The sequence below is a fragment of the Epilithonimonas sp. genome (assembly GCF_036780765.1).
Classification (GTDB): domain Bacteria; phylum Bacteroidota; class Bacteroidia; order Flavobacteriales; family Weeksellaceae; genus Epilithonimonas.
This window is the reverse complement of record NZ_DAIQCG010000003.1, coordinates 260,977-283,176: the sequence shown is the minus strand read 5'-3', so window position 1 is coordinate 283,176 and position 22,200 is coordinate 260,977. Positions and strand designations below refer to the sequence as shown.

Annotated in this window: 18 protein-coding genes and 1 tRNA gene; 9 read left to right on the top strand and 10 right to left on the bottom strand. The window is 35.5% G+C overall.

All coding sequences use genetic code 11. From position 1 onward, the window contains the following. The first annotated feature begins 45 nt into the window (after positions 1–45). From V7P73_RS07850 to V7P73_RS07840, 3 genes are all read left to right on the top strand, one after another. On the top strand, positions 46–927 hold the full coding sequence (locus V7P73_RS07850; RefSeq protein WP_312760752.1) for an SDR family oxidoreductase: 882 nt from the start codon (positions 46–48) through the stop codon (positions 925–927). 9 nt (positions 928–936) lie between these two features. Next, positions 937–1,335, top strand: a complete 399-nt coding sequence (locus V7P73_RS07845) for a hypothetical protein (RefSeq protein WP_333852475.1) — start codon at positions 937–939, stop codon at positions 1,333–1,335. Positions 1,336–1,439: 104 nt separating this feature from the next. Further along, complete coding sequence (locus tag V7P73_RS07840) at positions 1,440–3,374, top strand: M1 family metallopeptidase (RefSeq protein ID WP_333852473.1); 1,935 nt, start codon at positions 1,440–1,442, stop codon at positions 3,372–3,374. Between the two features lie 118 nt (positions 3,375–3,492). Here V7P73_RS07840 and ribB read toward each other — a convergent pair whose 3' ends face one another. Then, the gene (ribB, locus tag V7P73_RS07835) at positions 3,493–4,614 is read right to left on the bottom strand and encodes a 3,4-dihydroxy-2-butanone-4-phosphate synthase (RefSeq protein WP_333852684.1); all 1,122 of its coding nucleotides are present in this window, start codon (positions 4,612–4,614) and stop codon (positions 3,493–3,495) included. A gap of 307 nt (positions 4,615–4,921) precedes the next feature. Between ribB and V7P73_RS07830 the strand changes: the two genes are divergently transcribed. Beyond that, positions 4,922–4,992: transfer RNA gene (locus V7P73_RS07830), tRNA-Cys, on the top strand. A 130-nt stretch (positions 4,993–5,122) separates the two neighbouring features. On the opposite strand, the gene V7P73_RS07825 is transcribed toward V7P73_RS07830, so the two are convergent. The 6 genes from V7P73_RS07825 to V7P73_RS07800 form a co-directional block, all read right to left on the bottom strand. Continuing rightward, complete coding sequence (locus V7P73_RS07825; RefSeq protein WP_333852471.1) at positions 5,123–5,908, bottom strand: phosphatase PAP2 family protein; 786 nt, start codon at positions 5,906–5,908, stop codon at positions 5,123–5,125. 22 nt (positions 5,909–5,930) lie between these two features. Continuing rightward, entirely contained in the window at positions 5,931–6,953 is a 1,023-nt protein-coding gene (locus tag V7P73_RS07820) for a sulfite exporter TauE/SafE family protein (RefSeq protein ID WP_333852469.1), read from the bottom strand. A 79-nt stretch (positions 6,954–7,032) separates the two neighbouring features. After that, a complete protein-coding gene (locus tag V7P73_RS07815) occupies positions 7,033–9,000 on the bottom strand; it encodes an LTA synthase family protein (protein WP_333852468.1) in 1,968 nt (655 codons plus the stop codon). Positions 9,001–9,060: 60 nt separating this feature from the next. Further along, a complete protein-coding gene (gene porY / locus V7P73_RS07810; protein ID WP_333852466.1) occupies positions 9,061–10,365 on the bottom strand; it encodes a sensor histidine kinase in 1,305 nt (434 codons plus the stop codon). Beyond that, a complete protein-coding gene (locus V7P73_RS07805) occupies positions 10,353–11,027 on the bottom strand; it encodes a response regulator transcription factor (protein ID WP_333852464.1) in 675 nt (224 codons plus the stop codon). Before V7P73_RS07805 ends, porY begins: the two co-directional genes overlap by 13 nt. Before the next feature lie 146 nt (positions 11,028–11,173). Beyond that, positions 11,174–12,148 (bottom strand): SDR family oxidoreductase, encoded by a 975-nt coding sequence (locus V7P73_RS07800; RefSeq protein ID WP_089770662.1) that lies wholly within the window; start codon positions 12,146–12,148, stop codon positions 11,174–11,176. A 284-nt stretch (positions 12,149–12,432) separates the two neighbouring features. Here V7P73_RS07800 and V7P73_RS07795 point away from each other — a divergent pair, with 284 nt between their 5' ends. Further along, positions 12,433–12,840, top strand: coding sequence for a hypothetical protein (locus tag V7P73_RS07795; protein ID WP_333852461.1), 408 nt, complete (start codon positions 12,433–12,435; stop codon positions 12,838–12,840). A gap of 136 nt (positions 12,841–12,976) precedes the next feature. After that, positions 12,977–14,314, top strand: a complete 1,338-nt coding sequence (locus V7P73_RS07790) for a UDP-N-acetylmuramate--L-alanine ligase (protein WP_333852459.1) — start codon at positions 12,977–12,979, stop codon at positions 14,312–14,314. Between the two features lie 33 nt (positions 14,315–14,347). Here the strand turns inward: V7P73_RS07790 and V7P73_RS07785 are convergent, their stop codons facing one another. The 3 genes from V7P73_RS07785 to V7P73_RS07775 form a co-directional block, all read right to left on the bottom strand. Beyond that, positions 14,348–14,833 carry a thioredoxin family protein gene (locus V7P73_RS07785; protein ID WP_333852457.1) on the bottom strand — a complete coding sequence of 162 codons (486 nt, stop codon included), beginning with the start codon at positions 14,831–14,833 and terminating at the stop codon, positions 14,348–14,350. A gap of 36 nt (positions 14,834–14,869) precedes the next feature. Then, the gene (locus tag V7P73_RS07780; protein WP_333852456.1) at positions 14,870–16,909 is read right to left on the bottom strand and encodes a TonB-dependent receptor plug domain-containing protein; all 2,040 of its coding nucleotides are present in this window, start codon (positions 16,907–16,909) and stop codon (positions 14,870–14,872) included. A 150-nt stretch (positions 16,910–17,059) separates the two neighbouring features. Next, positions 17,060–17,743, bottom strand: coding sequence for a Bax inhibitor-1/YccA family protein (locus V7P73_RS07775; protein WP_312082681.1), 684 nt, complete (start codon positions 17,741–17,743; stop codon positions 17,060–17,062). Positions 17,744–18,189: 446 nt separating this feature from the next. Here V7P73_RS07775 and V7P73_RS07770 point away from each other — a divergent pair, with 446 nt between their 5' ends. The 3 genes from V7P73_RS07770 to hppD all read left to right on the top strand — a co-directional run bounded on the left by V7P73_RS07770 (position 18,190) and on the right by hppD (position 22,157). After that, positions 18,190–19,341 (top strand): homogentisate 1,2-dioxygenase, encoded by a 1,152-nt coding sequence (locus V7P73_RS07770; RefSeq protein WP_333852455.1) that lies wholly within the window; start codon positions 18,190–18,192, stop codon positions 19,339–19,341. A 94-nt stretch (positions 19,342–19,435) separates the two neighbouring features. Next, positions 19,436–20,707, top strand: a complete 1,272-nt coding sequence (locus V7P73_RS07765) for an acetyl-CoA hydrolase/transferase family protein (RefSeq protein WP_333852454.1) — start codon at positions 19,436–19,438, stop codon at positions 20,705–20,707. A 319-nt stretch (positions 20,708–21,026) separates the two neighbouring features. Beyond that, positions 21,027–22,157 (top strand): 4-hydroxyphenylpyruvate dioxygenase, encoded by a 1,131-nt coding sequence (hppD, locus tag V7P73_RS07760; RefSeq protein ID WP_333852453.1) that lies wholly within the window; start codon positions 21,027–21,029, stop codon positions 22,155–22,157. Positions 22,158–22,200: the final 43 nt, after the last annotated feature.

Genomic DNA, 22,200 nt, shown 5'->3' with positions numbered 1-22,200 from the left:
CAGGCACAAATTAATCTTTTATTAATATCAAAAATCATTTACTAAATGAATCTATACACACAACCAATGCTGCGCGAAGACGCACTGAAAGATAAAGTAGCCATCGTAACCGGAGGCGGAAGTGGTCTTGGAAAAGCAATGACCAAGTACTTTCTTCAGCTTGGAGCAAAAGTCGTAATCACTTCTAGAAACTTGGAAAAACTACAAGGAACAGCCAAAGAATTGGAAGATGAAACTGGCGGAAAAGTTCTTTGTGTGGCTTGCGATGTCAGAAATTGGGATGAGGTAGAAGCTATGAAAGAAGCAGCAATAAAAGAATTCGGGAGGATTGACATTCTTTTGAATAATGCAGCAGGTAATTTCATTTCACCAACCGAAAGATTGACGCATTCCGCGTTTGATTCTATTCTTGATATTGTTTTGAAGGGAACTAAAAACTGTACTTTGTCCATTGGTAAATATTGGATCGATAATAAAATTCCAGGAACAGTTCTTAATATTGTAACAACTTACGCTTGGACGGGTTCAGCTTATGTTGTTCCATCGGCTTGTGCAAAAGCAGGGGTTTTAGCAATGACGAGAAGTTTAGCGGTTGAATGGGCAAAATATGGCATCCGTTTCAACGCTATTGCGCCAGGACCATTTCCTACGAAAGGTGCTTGGGACAGATTGTTGCCGGGAGATTTGCAGGAGAAATTTGATATGAGAAAAAAAGTGCCTTTGAGAAGAGTAGGAGAACATCAGGAACTGGCGAATCTTGCCGCATATCTGGTTTCAGATTATTCAGCTTATATGAATGGGGAAGTTGTGACTATTGATGGAGGGGAATGGCTGCAAGGTGCTGGCGAATTCAATATGTTGGAAGATATTCCGCAGGAGATGTGGGATGCTTTGGAAGCAATGATAAAAGCGAAAAAATCGAATTGATTTTAATTTGTGAAAAAAGATAATAATAATGAAATTCAATCCAATGAAATACAGTTTAAAGTCCTTTTGATTTTAGGCTTATGTATTGGTTTTGCAATTTTAGTTACTGTTGTCCAAGAAAACTCTAAAAGTTATATCGAGCGAAATTATTTCGAAATTAAAAATGAAAATTATTCAGGTGTAATTTCTGATTTATTTGAAGATAGAAATAATGATAAAATTAAAAAAGTCAAATTGAACGATAATTCTATCAGAAAAGTTCCTTTTTATATTTATGATAAGTTAAATGTTGGAGATTCAATAATCAAAAGAAAAGGTTCAGATTCTATTATTTATATTAAATTAAATGGAGAAATATTTTACGAAGATTTAAATGATTTGTCTAGAAATAAATATTTAAATCAATGATTTTGAATGTAATGTTTAAAAATAAACCTTATTTAATCTCAAGTTTGTAACAAATTTGAGATTTTTTTTACCTATTTTTAAATGTTATAAATCTTTTTTACGTAATGAAATTCAAACTCCCTAATTTGATTTCTGCTGTAGCGATATTTGCTTTTGTCGGCAATTCTTACGCTCAGGAATCTCCAAAGTATGATTATACAGAAGCTTTCAAACCGTTTTTCTATCCTCAGACCGGAACCGAAACCCGCTCTGCAAGCGGACAGCCAGGTCATAAATATTGGCAAAACTCAGCCGATTATCAATTGAATGTCAGTCTTAATGAAGTTAACAATGAATTGACAGGTTCTGCTGAAATTACTTATACCAATAATAGCCCAGACCAATTGAGTTTTCTTTGGCTTCAATTAGACCAAAATCTTTTTGCTAAAGATTCCAGAGGTAATTCTGTAGTTCCATTGTCAGGCAGTAGAAATGGAGCTCACGGCGAAACATTTGATGGCGGTTATAAAATTAAATCTGTAAAATACGACGGGAAAGATGTAAAATATACCATTACAGACACAAGAATGCAGATCGACCTTCCAAGCGATTTGAAAGCGAACGGCGGTGTTGCAAAATTGAAAATCGAATATTCTTTCTTGTCTCCAAAATACGGCTCGGACAGAATGGGAGTTGAAGATACCAAGAATGGGAAAATTTTCACAATGGCGCAATGGTATCCGAGAATGTGTGTGTATGATGATGTGATGGGTTGGAATACTTTGCCTTATCTTGGAGCTTCGGAATTTTATTTAGAATATGGCACTTTGTCTGCTAATATCACTGTTCCGGCTAATCATTACGTTGTAGCTTCGGGAGAGTTATTGAATGAAAAAGAAGTTTATTCCAAAGAAGAAATCAACCGTTGGAACTCTGCAAGAAGCAGTGAGAAAACAGTCATGATTCATCCGGAATCTGAATTAGGTAAAGGAAACAATTCAGGTAAAAAAACTTGGAAATTTAAAATAGAAAAAGCAAGAGATTTTGCGTGGGCTTCTTCGGCCGCTTTTATTATTGATGCGGCGAGAATTAATCTTCCGAGCGGTAAAAAATCTTTGGCTATCTCGGCTTATCCTGTAGAAAGTGCTGGCGACAAAGCTTGGGGACGTTCTACTGAATATACAAAAGCGTCTATCGAACATTACTCCGGAAAATGGTTCGAATATCCTTATCCTGCTGCGACCAATGTTGCCGGAAACGAAGGCGGAATGGAATATCCAGGAATTGTCTTCTGCCACAGAAACTCAAAAGGTGAAGGACTTTGGGGCGTTACAGACCACGAATTTGGCCACACTTGGTTTCCAATGATTGTTGGTTCCAATGAGAGGGTTTTTGCGTGGATGGATGAAGGTTTTAACACTTTTATTAATGAACTTTCCACAGAAGCTTTTAACAAGGGAGAATATTACCACAAACAAGATATCGGCAAAATAGGACCGTTTGTTCAGAGTGATAATTTTGAGCAAATAATGGTTGGACCTGATAATATGAAGGAAAGAAGTATTGGAGTTTTGGCTTATTTCAAACCAGGAGTTGGATTGGGAATTTTGAGAGAAACAATTCTTGGACCTGAAAAATTTGATAAGGCTTTCAAAACTTATGTTCACAGATGGGCGTTCAAACATCCTACACCGTGGGATTTCTTCCACACAATGGAAAATGTTTCCGGTGAAGAACTGAACTGGTTCTGGAGAGGTTGGTTTATGAACAAATGGAAAGTTGACCAAGCGGTAAAAGCAGTAAAACCTGTGAATGGCGATTTCAAAAATGGCGCACAAATTACAGTTGAAAATATTGGCCAATTGCCAATGCCAACAACGGTTCTTGTAACTTTCAAAGATGGAACGTCGCAGACTGTAAAATTACCTGTTGAAGTTTGGAAACGTAACACAGAATGGACTTTCCAAATCGATTCTACTAAAGAAGTAACCAATGTAAAATTGGACCCACAATCCATTGTTCCGGATATCAATCCTAAGAATAATGCTTGGCCGAATTAGACATATAGATTCAAAATAAAAGAAATAAGACATGAAAAAAACGCTCCAACTTAGGAGCGTTTTTTATTTATATAAGATGAAAGTCTATCATATATTAGTTTATTATCTCAACGTCTACTTACAAACCAACCATCTCAGTCACTTCTACATCATAACCAGAAAGAATAGGTTTGATATTAGGATTCTGAGTAATGACTTTAAATTTATTAATTCCAAGGTCTTTCAAAATCTGAGTTCCGATACCATAATCACGGAAGTTAGGCGCAATTGTTGGTTGGGCACTTGCGCCATCTTGGAAGTTAAGGAAATGTTTGATTCTGCTCAATGTATTTTCTTTGTTAGAAACATTGTTGATGAAAACCACTGCGCCTTTCCCTTCAGCGTTGATAAGATCTGTAATTTGTTGCATCAATGGATGTTCTCCATTTGATAATCTGCTGAAAACATCAAAATAAGTTCCTGTTGATTGCACTCTTACCAAAACAGGCTCATCTGCTGACCAAGTTCCTTTTGTTAAAGCATAATGGATTTGTTCCGTTGGTTTTTCTTCAAAAACATAAAATTTGAAATCCCCAAAATGCGTTTTGATATCACGCTCCTCGATTCTTTCCACAAGGTCGCCTTGTCTCAGTCTATAATGGATCAAATCCTCAATAGAAACCACTTTCAAATCGTGCTTCTTTCCAAATTCCAAAAGTTGAGGCAATCTCGACATACTTCCGTCTTCATTCAGGATTTCGCAGATAACGCCACCTTCTTTTAGTCCGGCCAATCTTGTCAGATCAACTGCTGCTTCCGTATGTCCAGCTCTTTTTAGAACGCCGCCTTCTTTTGCACGCAATGGGAAAATGTGCCCAGGTCGCATCAAGTCGGCGGGCTTTGTATTAGAATCCATAATCGCTTGGATGGTTTTCGCACGGTCACCAGCAGAAATACCAGTAGTCGCACCTTTTCCAAGAAGGTCAACAGAAATTGTAAAAGCCGTTTCTTTTGGGTCGGTAGAATTCGAAACCATAGAGTGCAGTTCCAATTCGTCACATCTCGTTTCGGTTAGTGGCATACAAATCAAACCTCTCGCATAAGTCGCCATAAAGTTGACAATCTCAGGTGTGGTCAATTCCGCAGCAGCGATGAGGTCTCCCTCATTTTCGCGGTCTTCATCATCTACTACGATGACCATTTTGCCATTTTTAAGGTCTTCCAGCGCTTCTTCTATCGTATTAAGTTGGAATTTATCCATCATTTCTAAAAATTTTTTACAAAGATACTTATTTAGAACCTAACCAAAGATTGTATTAATGGATTAAAGATATGTAAATCATTAATATTTAGGAGTCGGGAACCTACTGTCTATTACAATTCCTAGCAAGCCAGCCTGTCCTGAGTATGTTGAAGATCTTGTTGCAGAATTTCCATTACCATCAGGGCTATGAGACGTAAGCTTTATAAATCAACATTTTACCGTAACTAAAAAGATTTTTTTGAAATTAAAAGCTTTTAAAATTTGAAATTAGAAAAATTTCATTAAATTTGCATTCCAATAAAACGGTGCTTTGGCCGAGCGGCTAGGCAGTGGTCTGCAACACCATCTACAGCGGTTCGAATCCGCTAGGCACCTCAATTGTAACCTCTAATCATTTGTAAATCAAATTTTTAGAGGTTTTTTTGTTTGAAATAAAAAGTAGGAAGACCAACGAAGCATCCCCCTACTTATATTTTTAGAAACAATTATTCTGCCAATATTGATTTTAGAATTTTTTCACCAATCCTATTCCCGCTGTTTTGTTCTGATAGAAAGGCATCATCATCACAGAAGAATTTTTATTTTTTCCGGATAATAAGTTATTGATTTTTGGATACAGCCAATATGCGGCTTCTGTAGACAAAATCCCGATTCCCGCACCGGCAACCACATCGCTGAACCAATGTTTATCATTCAACATTCTGTAAACACCAGTGAAAACTGCAAGCGAATAACCGGAAACTCCCAGCCAGAAATTAGTATCCTTATATTCTCTGTACATAAACTGGGCGGAAGCAAAAGCAAACGCTGTGTGACCGGATGGAAATGATAACCGATTAGATTGATCTGGTCTTTCTTCTTTTACCAGATGTTTTGTAGGCATTACAATTGCTGATGCCAATAACACTGATGTTCCATAAATGATGCTTCGATCTCGAAAATTGTGTTTTCCCTCAACTCCAAAAGCATTTAGTCCATAAACTAAAGCGGCAGGCGCAAATTGCGTATAATTGTCTAATCTGATGTGATCTGGCTTATGTTCATTAATCTCATCTCGAGTAGAAAAATTCAATTGTTTTAGTTTGTCAAACTTCAAAGTAGCAACACCGTAACTTATAAAAGCAACTGGAATTATCAGTTTTTTATAACTGAATTGATATGATTTATCCGGAAGTAATTTGGGAGTAGAAATGCTGTTTGTTGAATCATTTTTTACGGCAATGCTGTCCTGAGCCAAAAGGTTTTGAGAACTTAATAAAATAATTATGAAGCATGAGAATAATAGTTTCATCGGAGAAATTCTGATTTAAAAATTAACTTTCAAATTTGGTAAGATGATTGTCTTTGTAACAATAGAATTCATAGGAAGGTTCATTTCGAAACGTAAAAACTTTTTCGAGGTGAATCACATCATAACGATTTTTCAACGCATCATATTTAGTTTTAAGATGATTGGGCAATTCTTCCCGATGGATTGGTCTTTCGATTTCCAGCCCGTCATCGAAAGCAAATTCTATCACAAAGTCTGTTGACCGCCACGAAATAATAGATTCACTTTTTGCAATCGTAACATTTAATTTATCTTGTTGGATGATTTTGTCTGAAGTTCCTATCAATAAAGTTATTCCCGCAACAACCATTGCTCCGTAACCAATTTTTCTGAAGAGATTTTCACTGAGATAAGGAAGAATATATTTCACTGTATAAGAAGAAATAATCGTTGCGAAGGCAATTGCTAATCCCAACCACAAAGCAAGATTGGAGTACAATCCGAGCGAAATATAAATCACCAGTTTAATTAGATGAAGGAAAACTTCATTTGCGGCTCGTGTCGCAACAATTTCTTCTTTTTTTAATCCAAATTTCAAATAAAATCGATTAAATAAAAGTCCAATCGCTCCAGTAATTCCGGAAACAAATCCTGTCAGAAAACCGATGATTGCCAAAACATACTTGGGAGTTGCTTTTTCATTAGTATCATTATTCTTCACTTTTTTGAAAAGTTGCGGAATATTGGCGATGAGAAAAAATGCGACAATCAATTGCAGGTAATTCGGGTTGATGTATTTGATGAGGTAAGCACCAATCAAAACCGCAGGAATTGAAAACGGAACAAACCAAAAGAACATCTTCCAGTTGATGTGTTTTTTGAAAACCGCAATTCGTGATACCGAACTCGTAAACGTCCCAATTGTCAGAGAAAAAGGAACAACAGAAGCCGGTAACAAAAGATTTAAAATAGGAATCAGAATAAGGCTTGCGCCGCCTCCGCAAATTGCACTTAGCCAGAATGCGAAAATGGTTCCGAAGAACAATAAAATAACTTCAACAATCATTTTTACTAATAAAAAAGGTTACACCATAAATTTTATTTTACAAAGGTGCAACCTGATTTAGAAGATATTTTGAAGAAAGCTATTTCACTTTCATTTTTCCATTTTTGAATCTCTCACTCGCAGTCTGATAATAAGAAATCGTCTCGGAAACCAATGGCTGATTTTTGGATTTAATTTCATTCAAAGTTTTGTCAGAATTTTTTACTGCAAATTGTTTTACTGTTTTTCTGTCATCGATTTGAGTGAAAATATTGCTTTTCAACATTCCCAACGTTCTGTAATTTCCGATGAAAGCACGTTCGTCCCCAATTTTAGTTTGGTTGATGTCTTTTCCATACAGGCTTGTCGTATAATTCCAGCCAAGATAACCGAATAATGTCGGCATCAAATCAATCTGAGAAGTCAAACGATTGATTTTCTCCGCTTTTTGAGGAAGATTGTAAATAATCGCAGGAATATGATGTTTGTCTATATTGATTTCCCATTTTCCAGCACTGCTCGCACAATGGTCTGCAACGATGACGAATACTGTATTTTTGAACCAAGGTTTTGTTTTCGCATCCGCTAAAAACTTTCCTAAAGCATAATCTGTGTATTTCACAGCAGCGTTTCTGTTTCCTTGCGGAAGGTCGATTTTTCCAGCCGGAAAAGTATAAGGTTTATGATTGGAAGTCGTCATCACAAACTGAAAAAACGGCTTGTTTAATTTGCTGCTTTTATCTGCATATTTTATCGATTGTTTGTACAAATCTTCATCACAGATTCCCCACGCATTTTCAAACCTCACTTCATTATCCGGAATGTTGAATCGCTGTGTTTGGATTTCGTCTGATAAAGGATTTCCACGATTTCTGTCAACGATATCAAATCCTTGTCCTCCGAAAAAATTATTCATATTATCAAAATAACCATCACCGCCATAAATAAAATAAGGTTGATAATTTTTATTTTCAAAAATCGTAGCTACAGAAAAAATATTCTGATTGTCGGGTCTTCTCACAATACTGTTTCCGGGGGTTGGCGGGACAGATAAAGTTAAAGCTTCCATCCCTCGGACGGTTCTAGTTCCTGTTGCGTAAAGGTTGGTAAAGAAAATACTTTCTTCAGCCAATTTATCATAATTAGGAGTGATGTTGTCTTTATTTCCAAATGCTTTTAAAAAATCCCCACTGAAACTTTCTATAGCAATCAAAATGATGTTTGGGCGCTGTTCATTTTCAGATTTTGTAAGTCTTGAAATATCGTCCCATTTATTAGAAGCATAAGTTTGATTTTCCTGTAAAAGATTTTTCTTGAGAACAGAATATGCTTCTTTGTCATCAATTTTCGGATAGAAAGTTTCGTAGTCTAATTCATTGGATTTGAAGGCGGTAAAAAATGAAAATGTTCCGTTTTTCCCTAATTCATTCAAAACTAAATTATTGCTGAAATCCGCTTGTTTGTTTTTCAATACTAAACTTAAAATTAAGGCTGGAATCAATACAGAAAAAAGTGCAAATCTCTTGGAAATCTGTTTTTTGTCTGAAAATGTTTTTTGGAATATTTTTCTTTTATGTAGAATGACAAACGTCGAAACAATCAATGCAACCAATACGAAAATAATGAGCGGCAAAGGATAAGATTCGTTGATATTGGAAACAACTTCGTAAGTGTAAATCAAATAATCAACAGCGATAAAATTGAATCTCACACCAAATTCATCCCAAAAAGGAATCTCCGCCAAAAGACTGAAATAAATAATCAGAAGGACGATTGCCAGATAAACATAAGTGATAATCTTGTCGAATCTAGAGCCAACCCATCGTTTCGGAAATACTAAAAGATAGACCGAATACAGCAATAAAAACAATGTTCCAACAGCGAAATCATAGCAGAATCCCGTGAAAAATGCCCTCAGAATATTGAAGAGGTTAAAGTCTAAATCTGCTGATGACCAGAATAAAAATGCAATTCTGATGATTGTTGATAATACAATATATAAGCTTAAAATTGAGAATAATACAGAAAATCTGTTGTTAAAAATCTTTTTAAAATTTTTGATAATCATTACTTTTTACCCGTTTAAAAACGTGTAAAGATGAAACTCAATTTAGAAGAAATTTAGAATTTACAGTTTGACTGAAAAAATATGGTTATGATTTTCAAATCTGTAATCAATCGTCCAGTTCTGAGATTTACAAATTTCTTTTACAATAGCCAATCCAAGCCCACTTCCGTTATTGTCTTTCGAAAATCTTGAAAACCTTTTGAATAACAAGTTCGAATTCAATTTCTCTGTTCCGGAATTGGAAACTTCAAAGACAGAATTGTTTAATTTTATAGAAATCGAACCGTTAATTGAAGTATGTCTTATAGCGTTTAAAATCAAATTGTTAATTAGGACTTCAGTTAATCCAATGTTTCCATTCACTTTTACGTTAGATGAAATTTCTGTCTGTACAGAAATATTTTTCTGTTCAAAATGTTCCTGCAGGATTTCCATACTTTGATTGAGTAATTCATCAAAATTTATTTCAGAATTTTCAAACTGATTGTTTTCAATTTTTGCTAATAATAAAAGATTTTTATTGATTCTGGAACTTCTGGACAAAGCACGGTTCATTTCTTCTGCAATATGATATTGCTTTTCTGTCAAATCTTCGTTTTGCAAAAGAATATCGAGTTTGTTTTTCAGAATTGCCAAAGGGGTCTGTAGCTCGTGCGAAGCGTTTTCTGTGAACTCTTTTTGGGTTTTATAAACAGAAACATTATGCTCTATCAACTTGCTCAATGACTGATTGAGCTCACCAAATTCAGTAACATCGGTTTTTGGAAATTCAATTTTTGTCTGATTGTTAAGATTGAAGGTTTTCAGTTTATCCAAGGTTCCCCGAAATGGCTTCCAGACCGATTTTGAAAGCCTTCTGTTGAGAAATAATAATCCACCGACAATTAGGATAAATAGAATAACTGTGGTTGCCGAGATGAAAAAAATAGTTTCCTGAGATTCTTCGATATTGGTTTCTATATTGAATCGATAAGGTTTTTTGTTAAGGTAAATGATTTTCGACAAACATCGGAACCTGTCAATATCTTCAAAATCAAGAAAGTCGTGGGGCTTTTCTACAATGAAAACGCTGTCTTTGAAATGGTCATTTTTTTCAACATTCTGGATGTTTGTAGTGGGCTGTACTTCGTTCCACAACTTTATCGTTTTATCTAGGTTTTCATCGGACAATTTTAAACTGTTGATTTGAGAAGTAGTTTTTTCGGCAACAATTTCGTTGTGTTCATCCAACTCGTGTTTCCAAATAGCATCCACAACAAGATAATATACAGGAACACTTATGACCAGAATAATCAGGACATAGATGATGAAAGGTTTGGTTGTTTTACTAAGTAATGGTTTCAAATTAATTATCAGTTTTTCCATTTATAACCAGTTCCGTAAACCGTTTTTAGGTAAGGTTCACAACCTGCATCGTTCAGTTTTTTCTTGAGATTTTTAACGTGGGCGTAGACAAAATCGTGATTGTCCAGCATATCTGCAAAATCTCCGGAAAGATGTTCTGCCAAAGTACTTTTGGATATGACTTTGTTTTTATTTCCTATAAAATAAATCAACAGATCAAACTCTTTTTTTGTCAATGCAATTATTTCGTTATTGACGGATACAGTTTTTGCTAAAAGGTCGATTTGTAATTCATTTTGATTGATGATGTTCGAATTATTAAATTGTTTTCTACGAATGATAGAATAAATTCGCGCCATCAATTCCGACAAGTGAAATGGCTTTGTCAAATAATCATCCGCACCCAATTGCAAGCCTTTGATTTTATCATCCAAAGCATTTTTTGCAGAAACGATGATTACGCCGTCCTGCTTGTTTTGCTTTTTCAGCTCTTCCAAAATTTTCAGACCATTGCCGTCTGGGAGCATAATATCGAGAATAATGCAATCGTACTGAAATGTTTCTATCTTGTACATCGCTTCATAAAAAGTGTAAGCAAATTCACACAGGTAGTTCTCCTCAGAAAGGTATTCTGCAATGCTTTTTGCCAATTCGGTTTCGTCTTCAACAATCAGGATTTTCATCAGCAATTATTTTTAATTAGATCTAAATTTTTAACCCGCTAATTTATATTTCGAATTTAGAAGAAATTTTGAATGAATTTAAAAATAAAATTAAAAAGGTGAAAACATTAGCTTTCACCTTTTTTGAATATCGATTTGATTTGATTTTATGCTTTTGGTTTCAGTTGTCTGGATAAAAAGACCAATGCTGCGACGCCTAGACCAGTTAAAATCAGGTTTTTTGATTTTTTCGAAGGACTCAACATCGTTTGCCCATAGATTCGCATTGGGTTTTTGGATTGCGTAAGAACATTTCCGTCGGTATCAGTTTCGCTGTCTTCTTTCATCAATAATCGTAATGCTGCTGAAGTGGTGTTGATAACAGGTTTCGGTATCAGGCTGTACATTCCTTTCATCATCAGAGAAGAGAAATCTGTGAACTTGCTTTTCTGTGGATTTTTTGCCATTTCTACCATCGCTTCGGCTAACTTTTTCGGGTCAGCAGCCGTTGGCGGAATTTTAAAATCCAATCCTGAATATTTTGCCGAATGCATATTTCCTGTTGATTTCTGAATACTCGGATACAACCCACAAATATGAATATCTGGTTCATCGGAAACTTCACCTTGCAAACATTCCGTCATTCCACGGATGCCATATTTTGAAGCGGAGTATGCAGTTCCGTACGGTGCAGGCATCCATCCACCGATTGAAATGTTATTAATTAAAATTCCGTGTTTTTGTTTTTTGAAAATTGGTAAAATGCTTCGTGCGCCGTGCAGATAGCCGAGAAGATTGGTTTTGATGACTTGGTCAATGACCTCAATCGGGGTTTCTTCATATCGTCCGGTTGCCATTACGCCAGCATTATTGACCCAGAAATCTACAGTTCCGGTAATCTTCAAAGCTTCTTCTGCTAGGTGTTCAACTTCTTTGAAGTCCGAAACATCAGTCGGAATTCCTACGGCAATTGCGCCTAAATTTTGGCAAGTTTCAACTGCGTTTTCCAATGCTTCTTTTCCACGAGCTGCGAGAATAAGATTGCAGCCTTCTTTAGCAAATGCTTCTGCTGCGGCTAATCCGACACCACTTGATGCACCAGTGATGACCACGGTTTTATTATTAAGATCGTTTGGTTTCATAATGTTTTGCTTTTTGGAATTCCATTCAGTTCAAAGAATATACCATCGGTTTAATTTGATTTTACATATTAATGTTATAATAAAAAAGAAATTATAAATTTCTCATAATAGGATCACAACGAAGAAACGACGGAGAGATAACGGAGGAATCTTATAGCGGTAGCTTAAATATGAAACAATAATGTTTTCAATCATAATGTAATTTTATTATTGATTTTGCATCGGCTTGGCAGACGTTTTGCAAGTACATTTTCACACCCCTAACACTTAAATCATACTATAATATGGAAGCGACAGAACTTAGATTAAACAATTTGCTGATTTACGGCAACGAGATAGTTCCGATAATGGGAATGGAAAATAGTAACAACAATCTTATTGTTAAAATAGATGCTGATACAGCTATCGATTATAGAAATTTAAAACCAATTGCGTTGACAGCGGAATGGTTTCAGAAGCTAGGCTTCAAAGAGGTTTATCGCTCATCTAGCAGAATAAGATTTGATTTGCCAAATTATTGTCGTTATGATTTTGATTTAAATTCGAACAAGATTTTGCAAGGTTTCCTTTATTTTGGAAACTACATCAAATGCAACTATCTTCATCAGCTTCAGAACATCTATTTCACGCTGACTGGCGAAGAACTCAAAATCGAATACGATATTCCACACGCCCAAACCACTCTATCATAAATATTCTCGAAACCTGATTTTTTATAAAGTCAGGTTTTTTATTTCTAAGAAGAATGATAAAAATCTAATATCTAACTTCTAAAATCTAGCTTCTTTCTAATATAAACTTCTTACTTTTGTTTAAAATTATTTAGAATTGAAAACCCATTTCATTGCTATTGGCGGTTCTGCGATGCACAATCTTGCCATAGCTCTCAAAGATAAAGGCTATCAGGTAACTGGTTCCGATGATGCTATTTTCGAACCTTCAAAGTCCCGTTTAGAGAAGAAAGGAATTCTTCCCCAAGAATTGGGCTGGTTTCCAGAAAAACTGACTTCGGATATTGATGCTGTAATTCTTGGCATGCATGCGCACGCAGATAATCCAGAATTGGCAAAAGCAAAGGAATTAGGTTTGAAAATTTACTCTTATCCAGAGTTTCTTTACGAACAATCCAAAGAAAAAACCAGAGTTGTAATTGGTGGTTCTCATGGGAAAACGACAATTACATCAATGATTCTTCACGTTTTGAACTTCCATCAGAAAGACATCGATTATATGGTGGGTGCACAATTAGAAGGTTTTGATTGTATGGTCAAGATTACTGAAGATAATGATTTTATGATTCTTGAAGGTGATGAATATCTGTCCTCTCCAATTGATTTGCGTTCCAAATTTTTATTATATCAACCCAATATCGCTTTAATTTCAGGAATTGCTTGGGACCACATCAATGTTTTTAAAACGTTTGATGATTATGTTGAGCAATTCAGAAAATTCGTGGCGAGCATTACGCCAGGCGGCGTTTTGGTTTATAATGTTGAGGATATGGAAGTGGTAAAAGTGGTTGAAAATGCTGAAAATTATTTTAGAAAAATCCCTTATAAAACCCCAGAATACGAAATCGTCAACGGAATTGTAAACCTGAAAACCGATATGGGAGATATCCCGTTATCTGTTTTTGGAAAACATAATTTGTTGAATATGGAGGGAGCAAGATTCATCTGTTCTCAGTTGGGAATTATGGAGGAGGAATTCTATGAAGCAATTATGAGTTTCAAAGGGGCTTCCAAGAGATTAGAGAAAGTAGAAAGACAAGATGGTGGTTTGCTATACAAAGATTTTGCCCACGCACCAAGCAAAGTAAAGGCAACAGTTGCGGCGTTTGCAGAACAATTTGAAAAAACTGAAACATTCGGTTTCTTAGAATTGCATACTTATTCAAGCCTTAATCCAATTTTCTTGGAACAATACGACCACGCTTTAGATGAATTACATAATGCGGTTGTTTTCTATTCGGAAGATGCTTTGAAAATCAAAAGAATGGAGCCAATCTCTCCAGAATTAATCAAAGAGAAATTCAAGAATGAAAATCTGAAAGTCTTTACCAATGCAGAAGATTTACATCAATATTGGGAAACCTTAGACAAATCAAAAGGAGCATTTGTAATGATGAGTTCCGGTAATTTTGGCGGTTTGGATTTGACGAAATAAACTACAATCAAAATAAAATATCAACCTTCTGGATTAGTTTTCAGAAGGTTTTTTATTTGATGTAACACAGAGCGAAGTCGAAGTATTGATCTGTAATTTCAAAATTCTATGATCAATCAAACCTTCCTGATAAAACAAAACTTTCTCACCAGAATCAATCAAAATCCAAGTTGGAAAAAGGGGTTTTTTATTTCTCGAAATTTCCATCGCCAATTCGTGAATTCCGGAATTTCCATTTGAGATATATTGATAAGTTTTCCCAAAGAATTTAATTTTTTCATTCGATTTTTCCGCATCGAAAACGATGAAGTCAACTTTTTCATTTAACAATCTTTTCAATTCCGAATCTCTCTCGATCTGATGGATCTGAATTTTACAAATCGAACACCAACTCGTCTTCATATAAATCAAAATTGGTTTGTCTGATTTTTCAGGTAAGTTTTGAAATGAACAAGTTTTCAATTCTTGAGAATCAAGAATTCCAAAAGTCATCAATAATATGAAAGTGATTATTTTCATTAATATAACCTAACCTCTAATTTCTAAATATAACTTCTACCTAATCTGATAACGAACGCCAATATAACTTCGGATTCCCTGCATCGGTGCATAACCGTAAGTCGTATCAAAAGTATAACCGTAAGGATTGTTCACAATATCATTAACTTGATTGTCAAAAGGGTCAAACGGTCTCAAAATCGGATTTTTCGGAACAAAGTTCAAAAGATTTCTGATTCCACCATAAACTTCAAAACCATTATCAAATTTCTTACTCAACTGGATATTCATCAAAGTAAACCACTGCGAATATTCCGGTCGAAAATCATCTGGAACAGTTGGCAAGCGCATTGGTCCGTACAATTGTCCAGTCAAATCCAATGAAAATTGATTCCCGAATTGATAAGTCAGGTTGTAAGTTCCGCTCCATTTCGGTGCGTGCAATTGCTGTGTTTTTTTATCATCATTCACAGAATAAACATCCATATAAGTCACACCAAACATCACTAGAAATGGCAAAGTCCAATTCGTGCTCACATCAGCTGAAATTCCTCTGGAAATGGCATGTCCGGATAAATTGTTATAAATAATTTTGTCAGGCTCCGAATCAAAATCGCCAATGATTTTGTTGTTGAAATAAGAATAAAATCCATTAATATCAACATTGATAAAATAATTGTTCACAGGAATTTTCATCAAATAACTCAGATTCCCATTCAAAGATTTTTCTGGTTTCAAATCTTCTTTGATGACGACTTCTCGCGAACCAGTCAACGCTGCGTGGTCTTCCGTAAAAAGATTTACAACACGAAAGCCTGTTCCAAAACTCAACCTCAAAGTATTGTATGGATTAGGTTCAAATTTCCAAGCTAATCTCGGCGAATGTACCGATTTATGAACCTTATGATAAACAAATCTGTAACCGATTAGCAATGTGTTTTTATCATTGATTTCCGATTCGTCTTCCAGATAAATTCCAGCAATTGGTGATTTCATTGGCTGATTTTCTCCTGAAGAATTGGCTGTTCCAGGCGTGTTGTCATCATAGTAATTAGATTTGTAACTGATTCCTGATTTCAAATTATGTTTCCCCAATTGCTTTTCCCAATTCAATTGTAAAAACAAAACTTTCTGAGTTGCCAAGTAAGGCGTGTTTCCGTAAAAAGAATTCTGGTCGTGATAATTGTAAGAATATTGAAGCAAAAATTTTTCCTTCATCGGCAATTGATAAATTCCAAATAATTCAAATCTGTTGGTGTAGATACTTTCGCCATAAATGTCATCCGAACCTCGGTTTTGCTTTTTCCACTGCATTTCTCCGCCGAATCTATCTTCATAAAAATATCTCAAAGCAAAACTTGCCAATCGGTTTTCTTTCCTTTTAAAATTCCATTTGTTGAAGATTGAGATTCTGTGTTGCAAAGCAGTGTCGGTGAAATTGTCTTTATTCTGGTCGATTTTATTCTCAAAATAAAAATAATTGAGGCTTAATAAACTTGAGAAATTCTTGTTTTCAATTACTTTTTTTGCAATATCCAAATTAATTTCTCCTTGATTTCCAGTCATCAAATCTGTTGAGAAATTCGGAGCTTGTAGTGCATTTTTTGTAATAATATTAATGACTCCGCCCATCGCTTCCGAGCCATAAATAGAAGAAGCCGGACCTTTTGTAATTTCAATTCTATCAATCAAACTATTCGGGATTCCGCTCAGTCCGTAAACTGTGGAAAGTGAACTTACTATGGGCATTCCGTCAATCAAAATCATCGTGTAAGCACCTTCCAAACCATTGATGTGAATATCACCTGTGTTACAAACCGAACAATTGAGTTGAGGTTTTACGCCGTTTACCATTGCAATTGATTCAAAAATATTAGGTGTTGGATTTTTTTTGAAAAATTGTTGAGAATAAACGTCTGTAGAAATCGGGCTGCTCAATTTCTTCACAGAAAACTGTGTAATCGTAACTTCATCAATATGGTTTTGATTTTTCACAGAATCAACGGCATTAGTTTTCACAGAATCAATTTTGATTGAATCTGTCTGAGCAAAAATTAAACTCGATAAAAGTGTTAGAAAAAGAATAAATAATTTCATTAAAACAAAAATGTTAGATAAAGCTAACAATTTTATTTTAATATTAAAATTCTGTACTCAAATAAAATTTAGGTATAAAAAAAAACTCACCAAAAAGGTGAGTTTAGTATCATTGGTCTAAAATCTAATATCTAGATTCTAACATCTTTCCTAATCTCTTCTGCTCAAGAATATTCTCAAGATATACCAGAACAAAAGCATTATAGACGAGAACATTTGCAAAGCTGCACCAACATATTGTCCTTTTGTGTAAACATTTTTGATGTTGTAAGTCTCATAAAGAATACTTGCGCTCGCCAATCCAACCATCGCCAGAGAGAACCAAAGTCCCAAATTGAACCCAAAAATAGCACCCACAACGATAACGCCTAATGCTACAAAACCACCAATTACGATGATATTTCTAAGAAATGAAAAATCTTTATTCGTGAAAAACACTGTTGCTGTCAGTCCTGCAAACATAAAAAGTGTAACCAAAGCCGCTTGCGTGATGATTTGTGGTGCATACAAACTTGCGATTCCCAACATTGGCAAGAAAATCACAGCTTCTATCAAAACAAACAATCCTAGTCCCAAATATTGTGTGTTTCTGGATACAGAGAAGGATAATTTTGTTGCCAGCATAGAAACCATCCAAAAAATCCCAATCACGGCAAGCCAAATATATTTTCCCGTCATCAAAGACAAAATCGTCTCCAGCGGAATTGTTTGCAATAACAAATATTCCACCGCTCCAAACGCCAAAATAGCAACTGCAACGTGCATATACGTTTTCCTGTAAAATTCTGCTCTTTCGATTTCTGACAACTGAGAAACCATTAATGAATCATTCATCTTTACTAATTTTAATATTCTCAAAGATAACATTTTCTCTTAAATAACAAATCTTAAGGATTTCATAATTCTTTTTTTTTGACGAATTTTTAGGAGCCGGGAACCTGCTGTCCGCTATATCTTTTTTGTCATTGCGAACGAAGTGAAGCAATCTCTTCAACATTGTAAAACCGCAATAACAAAAAAGGATGCCGCTACCATCAGGGCTATGGCATTCTACATCCAAACAACATTCGTCATAAAAAAGCAATTTTGTCATTCCGCAGGAATCTAAACTGTCGAGATTTCTACGGAATGATAAAATTATGTTGATTTCTTTGCTAAGTTTTACGCCTTTGCGAACCTTAAAATGTTTTCAATAATTAATAAAAATCTTTGCGCACTTTGCGTTCAAAACAAAGTATCAGAAAAAAATATTACATTTGAGAAAAGCCAAATCTAATAAAATGAGATACGTTCAGCTCGGGAAAATCCCTCAAAAAAGACATACGATTTTCAAATCAGAAGATGACCAGTTCTACTACGAACAACTTTTTGGGACAGAAGGTTTTCACGGGATTGCGTCTTTGCTTTATCATACGCATCGTCCGACTCAAATCAAATCTATTGGCAATGTAAAAGATGTCACACCAAAAATTGCAGTCGAGAAAAACGTAACACCAAGAATGATAAAAGGTGCAAAAGTGACTGGTGAAGACGATTTTTTGGAAAGCCGAAAAGTTCTGATGCTAAACAACGATTTGAAAATGGGTTTGGCAAAACCAAGAAAATCCACTAATTATTTTTATAAAAATGCAGAATGCGACGAGTTACTTTTCGTTCACGAAGGAAAAGGAATCTTGAAAACAATGCTTGGCAATATCGATTTTTCTGTTGGTGATTATCTCATTATTCCAAGAGGAACGATCTACCAATTGGAAGTAGAAACTGAACAAAATGTTTTCTTTTTCATAGAAGCGCATTCTCCGATTTATACGCCAAAACGTTACCGAAATGAATTTGGGCAATTGTTGGAACATTCGCCGTTTTGTGAGCGAGATATTATTCCGCCAACTTTTGTAGAACCGAAAAATGAAAAAGGCGATTTTCTCATCAAAGTCAAAAAAGAAAACCAAATTACCGATTTCATCTATGCGACACATCCTTTTGATGTCGTTGGTTGGGACGGTTATTTTTATCCATATAAATTCAATATCAAAAACTTTGAACCCATTACAGGTCGTGTTCATCAACCGCCTCCAGTTCATCAGAATTTTGAAGCACACAATTTTGTGGTTTGTTCTTTCTGTGCAAGAATGTATGATTATCATCCGCAGGCCATTCCCGCGCCGTATAATCATTCCAACATCGATTCAGACGAGGTTTTGTTTTATACAGAAGGTGATTTTATGAGCCGAAATCACGTCGATTTGATGGATTTTTCCCTTCACCCAGGCGGGATTGTTCATGGTCCACATCCAGGCGCAATGGAAAGAAGTATTGGAAAAAAATTCACTGATGAATATGCGGTGATGATTGACCCTTTCCGACCTTTAAAATTGACCGAAGAAGCGATAAAAGTAGAAGACCCAACATATAAAACGAGTTGGTTGGAGTAAGTAATAAACTCCATAATATGACTTTTTACCAAACTGATAACGCTCATCTTTTATATTTACAGTATTGATTATTTTTGAAAAAACAAAACAACCTATGGTCAATTACGTTAGTTCAGAAGAAGCGGTTTCAATCATCAAAAGCGGTGACAGGATTTTCGGACACGGAAGTGCGTGCACGCCCAATCTTTTGTATGATGAATTAGCAAAACAATCTTCCCGTTTGAGCAATGTGGAAATGGTTTCTATCACGCAACAAGGGAATGTTGAAATTGCAAAACCTCAATATAAAGACAGTTTTTATGTCAATTCATTATTCACTTCTGCACCAGTTCGCGAGGCTGTGAATAATGAAAACGGTGATTATGTTCCGATTTTTTTAAGTGAAATCCCCATTCTTTTCAAAAACGGTATTCTACCAATTGATGTGGCTTTGATAACAGTTTCTCCACCAGATAATCATGGGTATTGTACTTTGGGAACTTCTGTAGATGTTGCGCGAAGTGCGATTGATACAGCTAAAACCATCATTGCTATTGTGAATCCAAAAATGCCAAGAACACACGGCGACGGAATGATTCACTTCAGCCGAATCTCCAAAGCGGTCTGGAGTGAGGAAGAATTGCTAACCATTGATTACGGGGCAAAAGTAGGAGCAGAGGAAATGCTGATTGGTAAACACGTTGCAGAATTAATTGATGATAAAGCAACGCTTCAAATGGGAATTGGAACTATCCCAGATGCGGTTTTGAAATGTCTGGGAAATCATAAAGATCTTGGTGTTCATACCGAAATGTTGAGCGATGGCGTTGTCGATTTGATTCAAAATGATATTATTAACAATAAGTACAAAGGAACGCATACACACAGAACGATTACCAGTTTTTGTTTTGGAACAAGGAAATTGTATGATTTTGTAGATGATAATCCGTCTATTGCATTTATGGACGTTCAGCACGTTAATTTCCCGATTAACATTATGAAAAATAAGAAAATGCACGCCATCAATTCGGCAATAGAAATTGATTTGACAGGTCAGGTTTGTGCAGATTCAATCGGAACATATCAGTTCAGCGGGATTGGCGGACAAATGGATTTTATGCGAGGCGCCGCATTGAGTGAAGGTGGAAAGCCAATTATGGCTTTATCTTCAAGAACCAAAAAAGGCGTTCCGAGAATTGTTCCTTTCCTAAAACAAGGCGCAGGTGTTGTAACTACCAGAGGTCATATTCATTATGTGGTTACGGAATTTGGTACGGCTTATCTTTATGGTAAAAATCTTCGTCAAAGAGCTAAAGCTTTAATCGAGATTTCTCATCCAGATGACAGAGAGATGTTGGACAGAGCAGCTTACGAAAGATTCAAATAAAAGAAATTATTTCTTATTGAAAAGCCTTTACACAAAGGCTTTTTTTCTTAATATTTTTCATTGTTTCTGTATGAATAATTAATGTGAGTTAATGATTTTTTTGATTTAAAATTAAATTTTAAATGTTTTTATATTGGTATTGTTAATTATACATTATGCGATCGGTTGCAATTTTATTATTATCAAATTTTAATTCAATCTTAAGAATTCTGAACTTATATCAGACTTTTGCTTAAAATAGTAATAAAACTAACAATCGTTAGTTTGTTTTCGAAAAATTCTTATCTTGGCATCATTAGTTATAAAAGTAAAAAGTAAAATGTCAACACTCACTTTTGCCGAGAAAATCGCACAAGCCGAGAATTTTCTCCCAATCAATGGAACCGATTTTATAGAATTTTATGTAGGAAATGCCAAGCAGGCAGCTCATTTTTACAAAACGGCGTTTGGATTTCAATCAGTTGCTTATGCTGGTCCAGAAACTGGAGTTAGAGATAGAGCGTCTTATGTTTTACAGCAAGGAAAAATCAGATTGGTTTTAACTTCAGGTCTTAGGTCAGATTCTCCAATTTGTGAACATCAGAAAAAACACGGTGATGGTGTCAAGATTCTGGCACTTTGGGTGGATGATGCTTACAAAGCTTTTGAAGAAACAACAAAACGAGGCGGAAAGCCTTACCTAGAACCTCAAACTTTGACCGATAAATTTGGGGAAGTGAAAATGTCGGGTGTCTATACTTATGGCGAAACCGTTCATATGTTCATCGAGCGCAAAAATTATACAGGTGCTTTTATGCCAGGCTACGAAAAATGGGAAAGCGATTATAATCCTTCAGATGTCGGATTGTTATACGTCGATCATTGTGTAGGAAATGTCGGTTGGGACAGGATGATTCCAACAGTTGAATGGTACGAAAAAGTAATGGGATTCGTGAATATCCTTTCGTTTGACGACAAACAAATCAATACCGAATATTCTGCATTGATGTCAAAAGTGATGTCCAACGGAAATGGTTTTGCTAAGTTCCCAATCAATGAACCAGCCGAAGGACAGCGAAAATCTCAGGTAGAAGAATATCTGGATTTCTACGAAGGCGAAGGCGTTCAGCATATCGCAGTGGCGACAAAAGATATAGTAAAAACAGTTACCGAACTTAAAAACAGAGGCGTAGAGTTTCTTTCTCCACCACCAGAAGCTTATTACGAGATGATTCCGGAAAGAGTGGGAGATATTGAAGAAGACATCAAAAAACTTCAGAATCTTGGAATCCTTGTAGATTGTGATGAGGAAGGTTACTTGCTTCAGATTTTCACAAAACCTGTGGAAGACAGACCAACTTTGTTCTACGAAATCATCGAAAGACACGGCGCACAAAGTTTCGGAGCTGGGAATTTCAAGGCGCTTTTCGAAGCTTTGGAAAGAGAGCAGGAGAGACGCGGAAACCTATAAACCCAAATTATTTTCTTATATTTTTACAATTAAAGCATTATTT

Excerpts from the sequence above, each read along its gene's own strand:
- V7P73_RS07800 (WP_089770662.1), bottom strand. The coding sequence starts at position 12,148 with ATGAAACCAAACGATCTTAATAATAAAACCGTGGTCATCACTGGTGCA.
- V7P73_RS07805 (WP_333852464.1), bottom strand. The coding sequence starts at position 11,027 with ATGAAAATCCTGATTGTTGAAGACGAAACCGAATTGGCAAAAAGCATT.
- V7P73_RS07785 (WP_333852457.1), bottom strand. The coding sequence starts at position 14,833 with ATGAAAATAATCACTTTCATATTATTGATGACTTTTGGAATTCTTGAT.
- V7P73_RS07780 (WP_333852456.1), bottom strand. The coding sequence starts at position 16,909 with ATGAAATTATTTATTCTTTTTCTAACACTTTTATCGAGTTTAATTTTT.
- V7P73_RS07775 (WP_312082681.1), bottom strand. The coding sequence starts at position 17,743 with ATGAATGATTCATTAATGGTTTCTCAGTTGTCAGAAATCGAAAGAGCA.
- hppD (WP_333852453.1), top strand. The coding sequence starts at position 21,027 with ATGTCAACACTCACTTTTGCCGAGAAAATCGCACAAGCCGAGAATTTT.
- V7P73_RS07840 (WP_333852473.1), top strand. The coding sequence starts at position 1,440 with ATGAAATTCAAACTCCCTAATTTGATTTCTGCTGTAGCGATATTTGCT.
- V7P73_RS07850 (WP_312760752.1), top strand. The coding sequence starts at position 46 with ATGAATCTATACACACAACCAATGCTGCGCGAAGACGCACTGAAAGAT.
- ribB (WP_333852684.1), bottom strand. The coding sequence starts at position 4,614 with ATGGATAAATTCCAACTTAATACGATAGAAGAAGCGCTGGAAGACCTT.
- V7P73_RS07825 (WP_333852471.1), bottom strand. The coding sequence starts at position 5,908 with ATGAAACTATTATTCTCATGCTTCATAATTATTTTATTAAGTTCTCAA.
- V7P73_RS07795 (WP_333852461.1), top strand. The coding sequence starts at position 12,433 with ATGGAAGCGACAGAACTTAGATTAAACAATTTGCTGATTTACGGCAAC.
- V7P73_RS07765 (WP_333852454.1), top strand. The coding sequence starts at position 19,436 with ATGGTCAATTACGTTAGTTCAGAAGAAGCGGTTTCAATCATCAAAAGC.
- V7P73_RS07820 (WP_333852469.1), bottom strand. The coding sequence starts at position 6,953 with ATGATTGTTGAAGTTATTTTATTGTTCTTCGGAACCATTTTCGCATTC.
- porY (WP_333852466.1), bottom strand. The coding sequence starts at position 10,365 with ATGGAAAAACTGATAATTAATTTGAAACCATTACTTAGTAAAACAACC.
- V7P73_RS07815 (WP_333852468.1), bottom strand. The coding sequence starts at position 9,000 with ATGATTATCAAAAATTTTAAAAAGATTTTTAACAACAGATTTTCTGTA.
- V7P73_RS07770 (WP_333852455.1), top strand. The coding sequence starts at position 18,190 with ATGAGATACGTTCAGCTCGGGAAAATCCCTCAAAAAAGACATACGATT.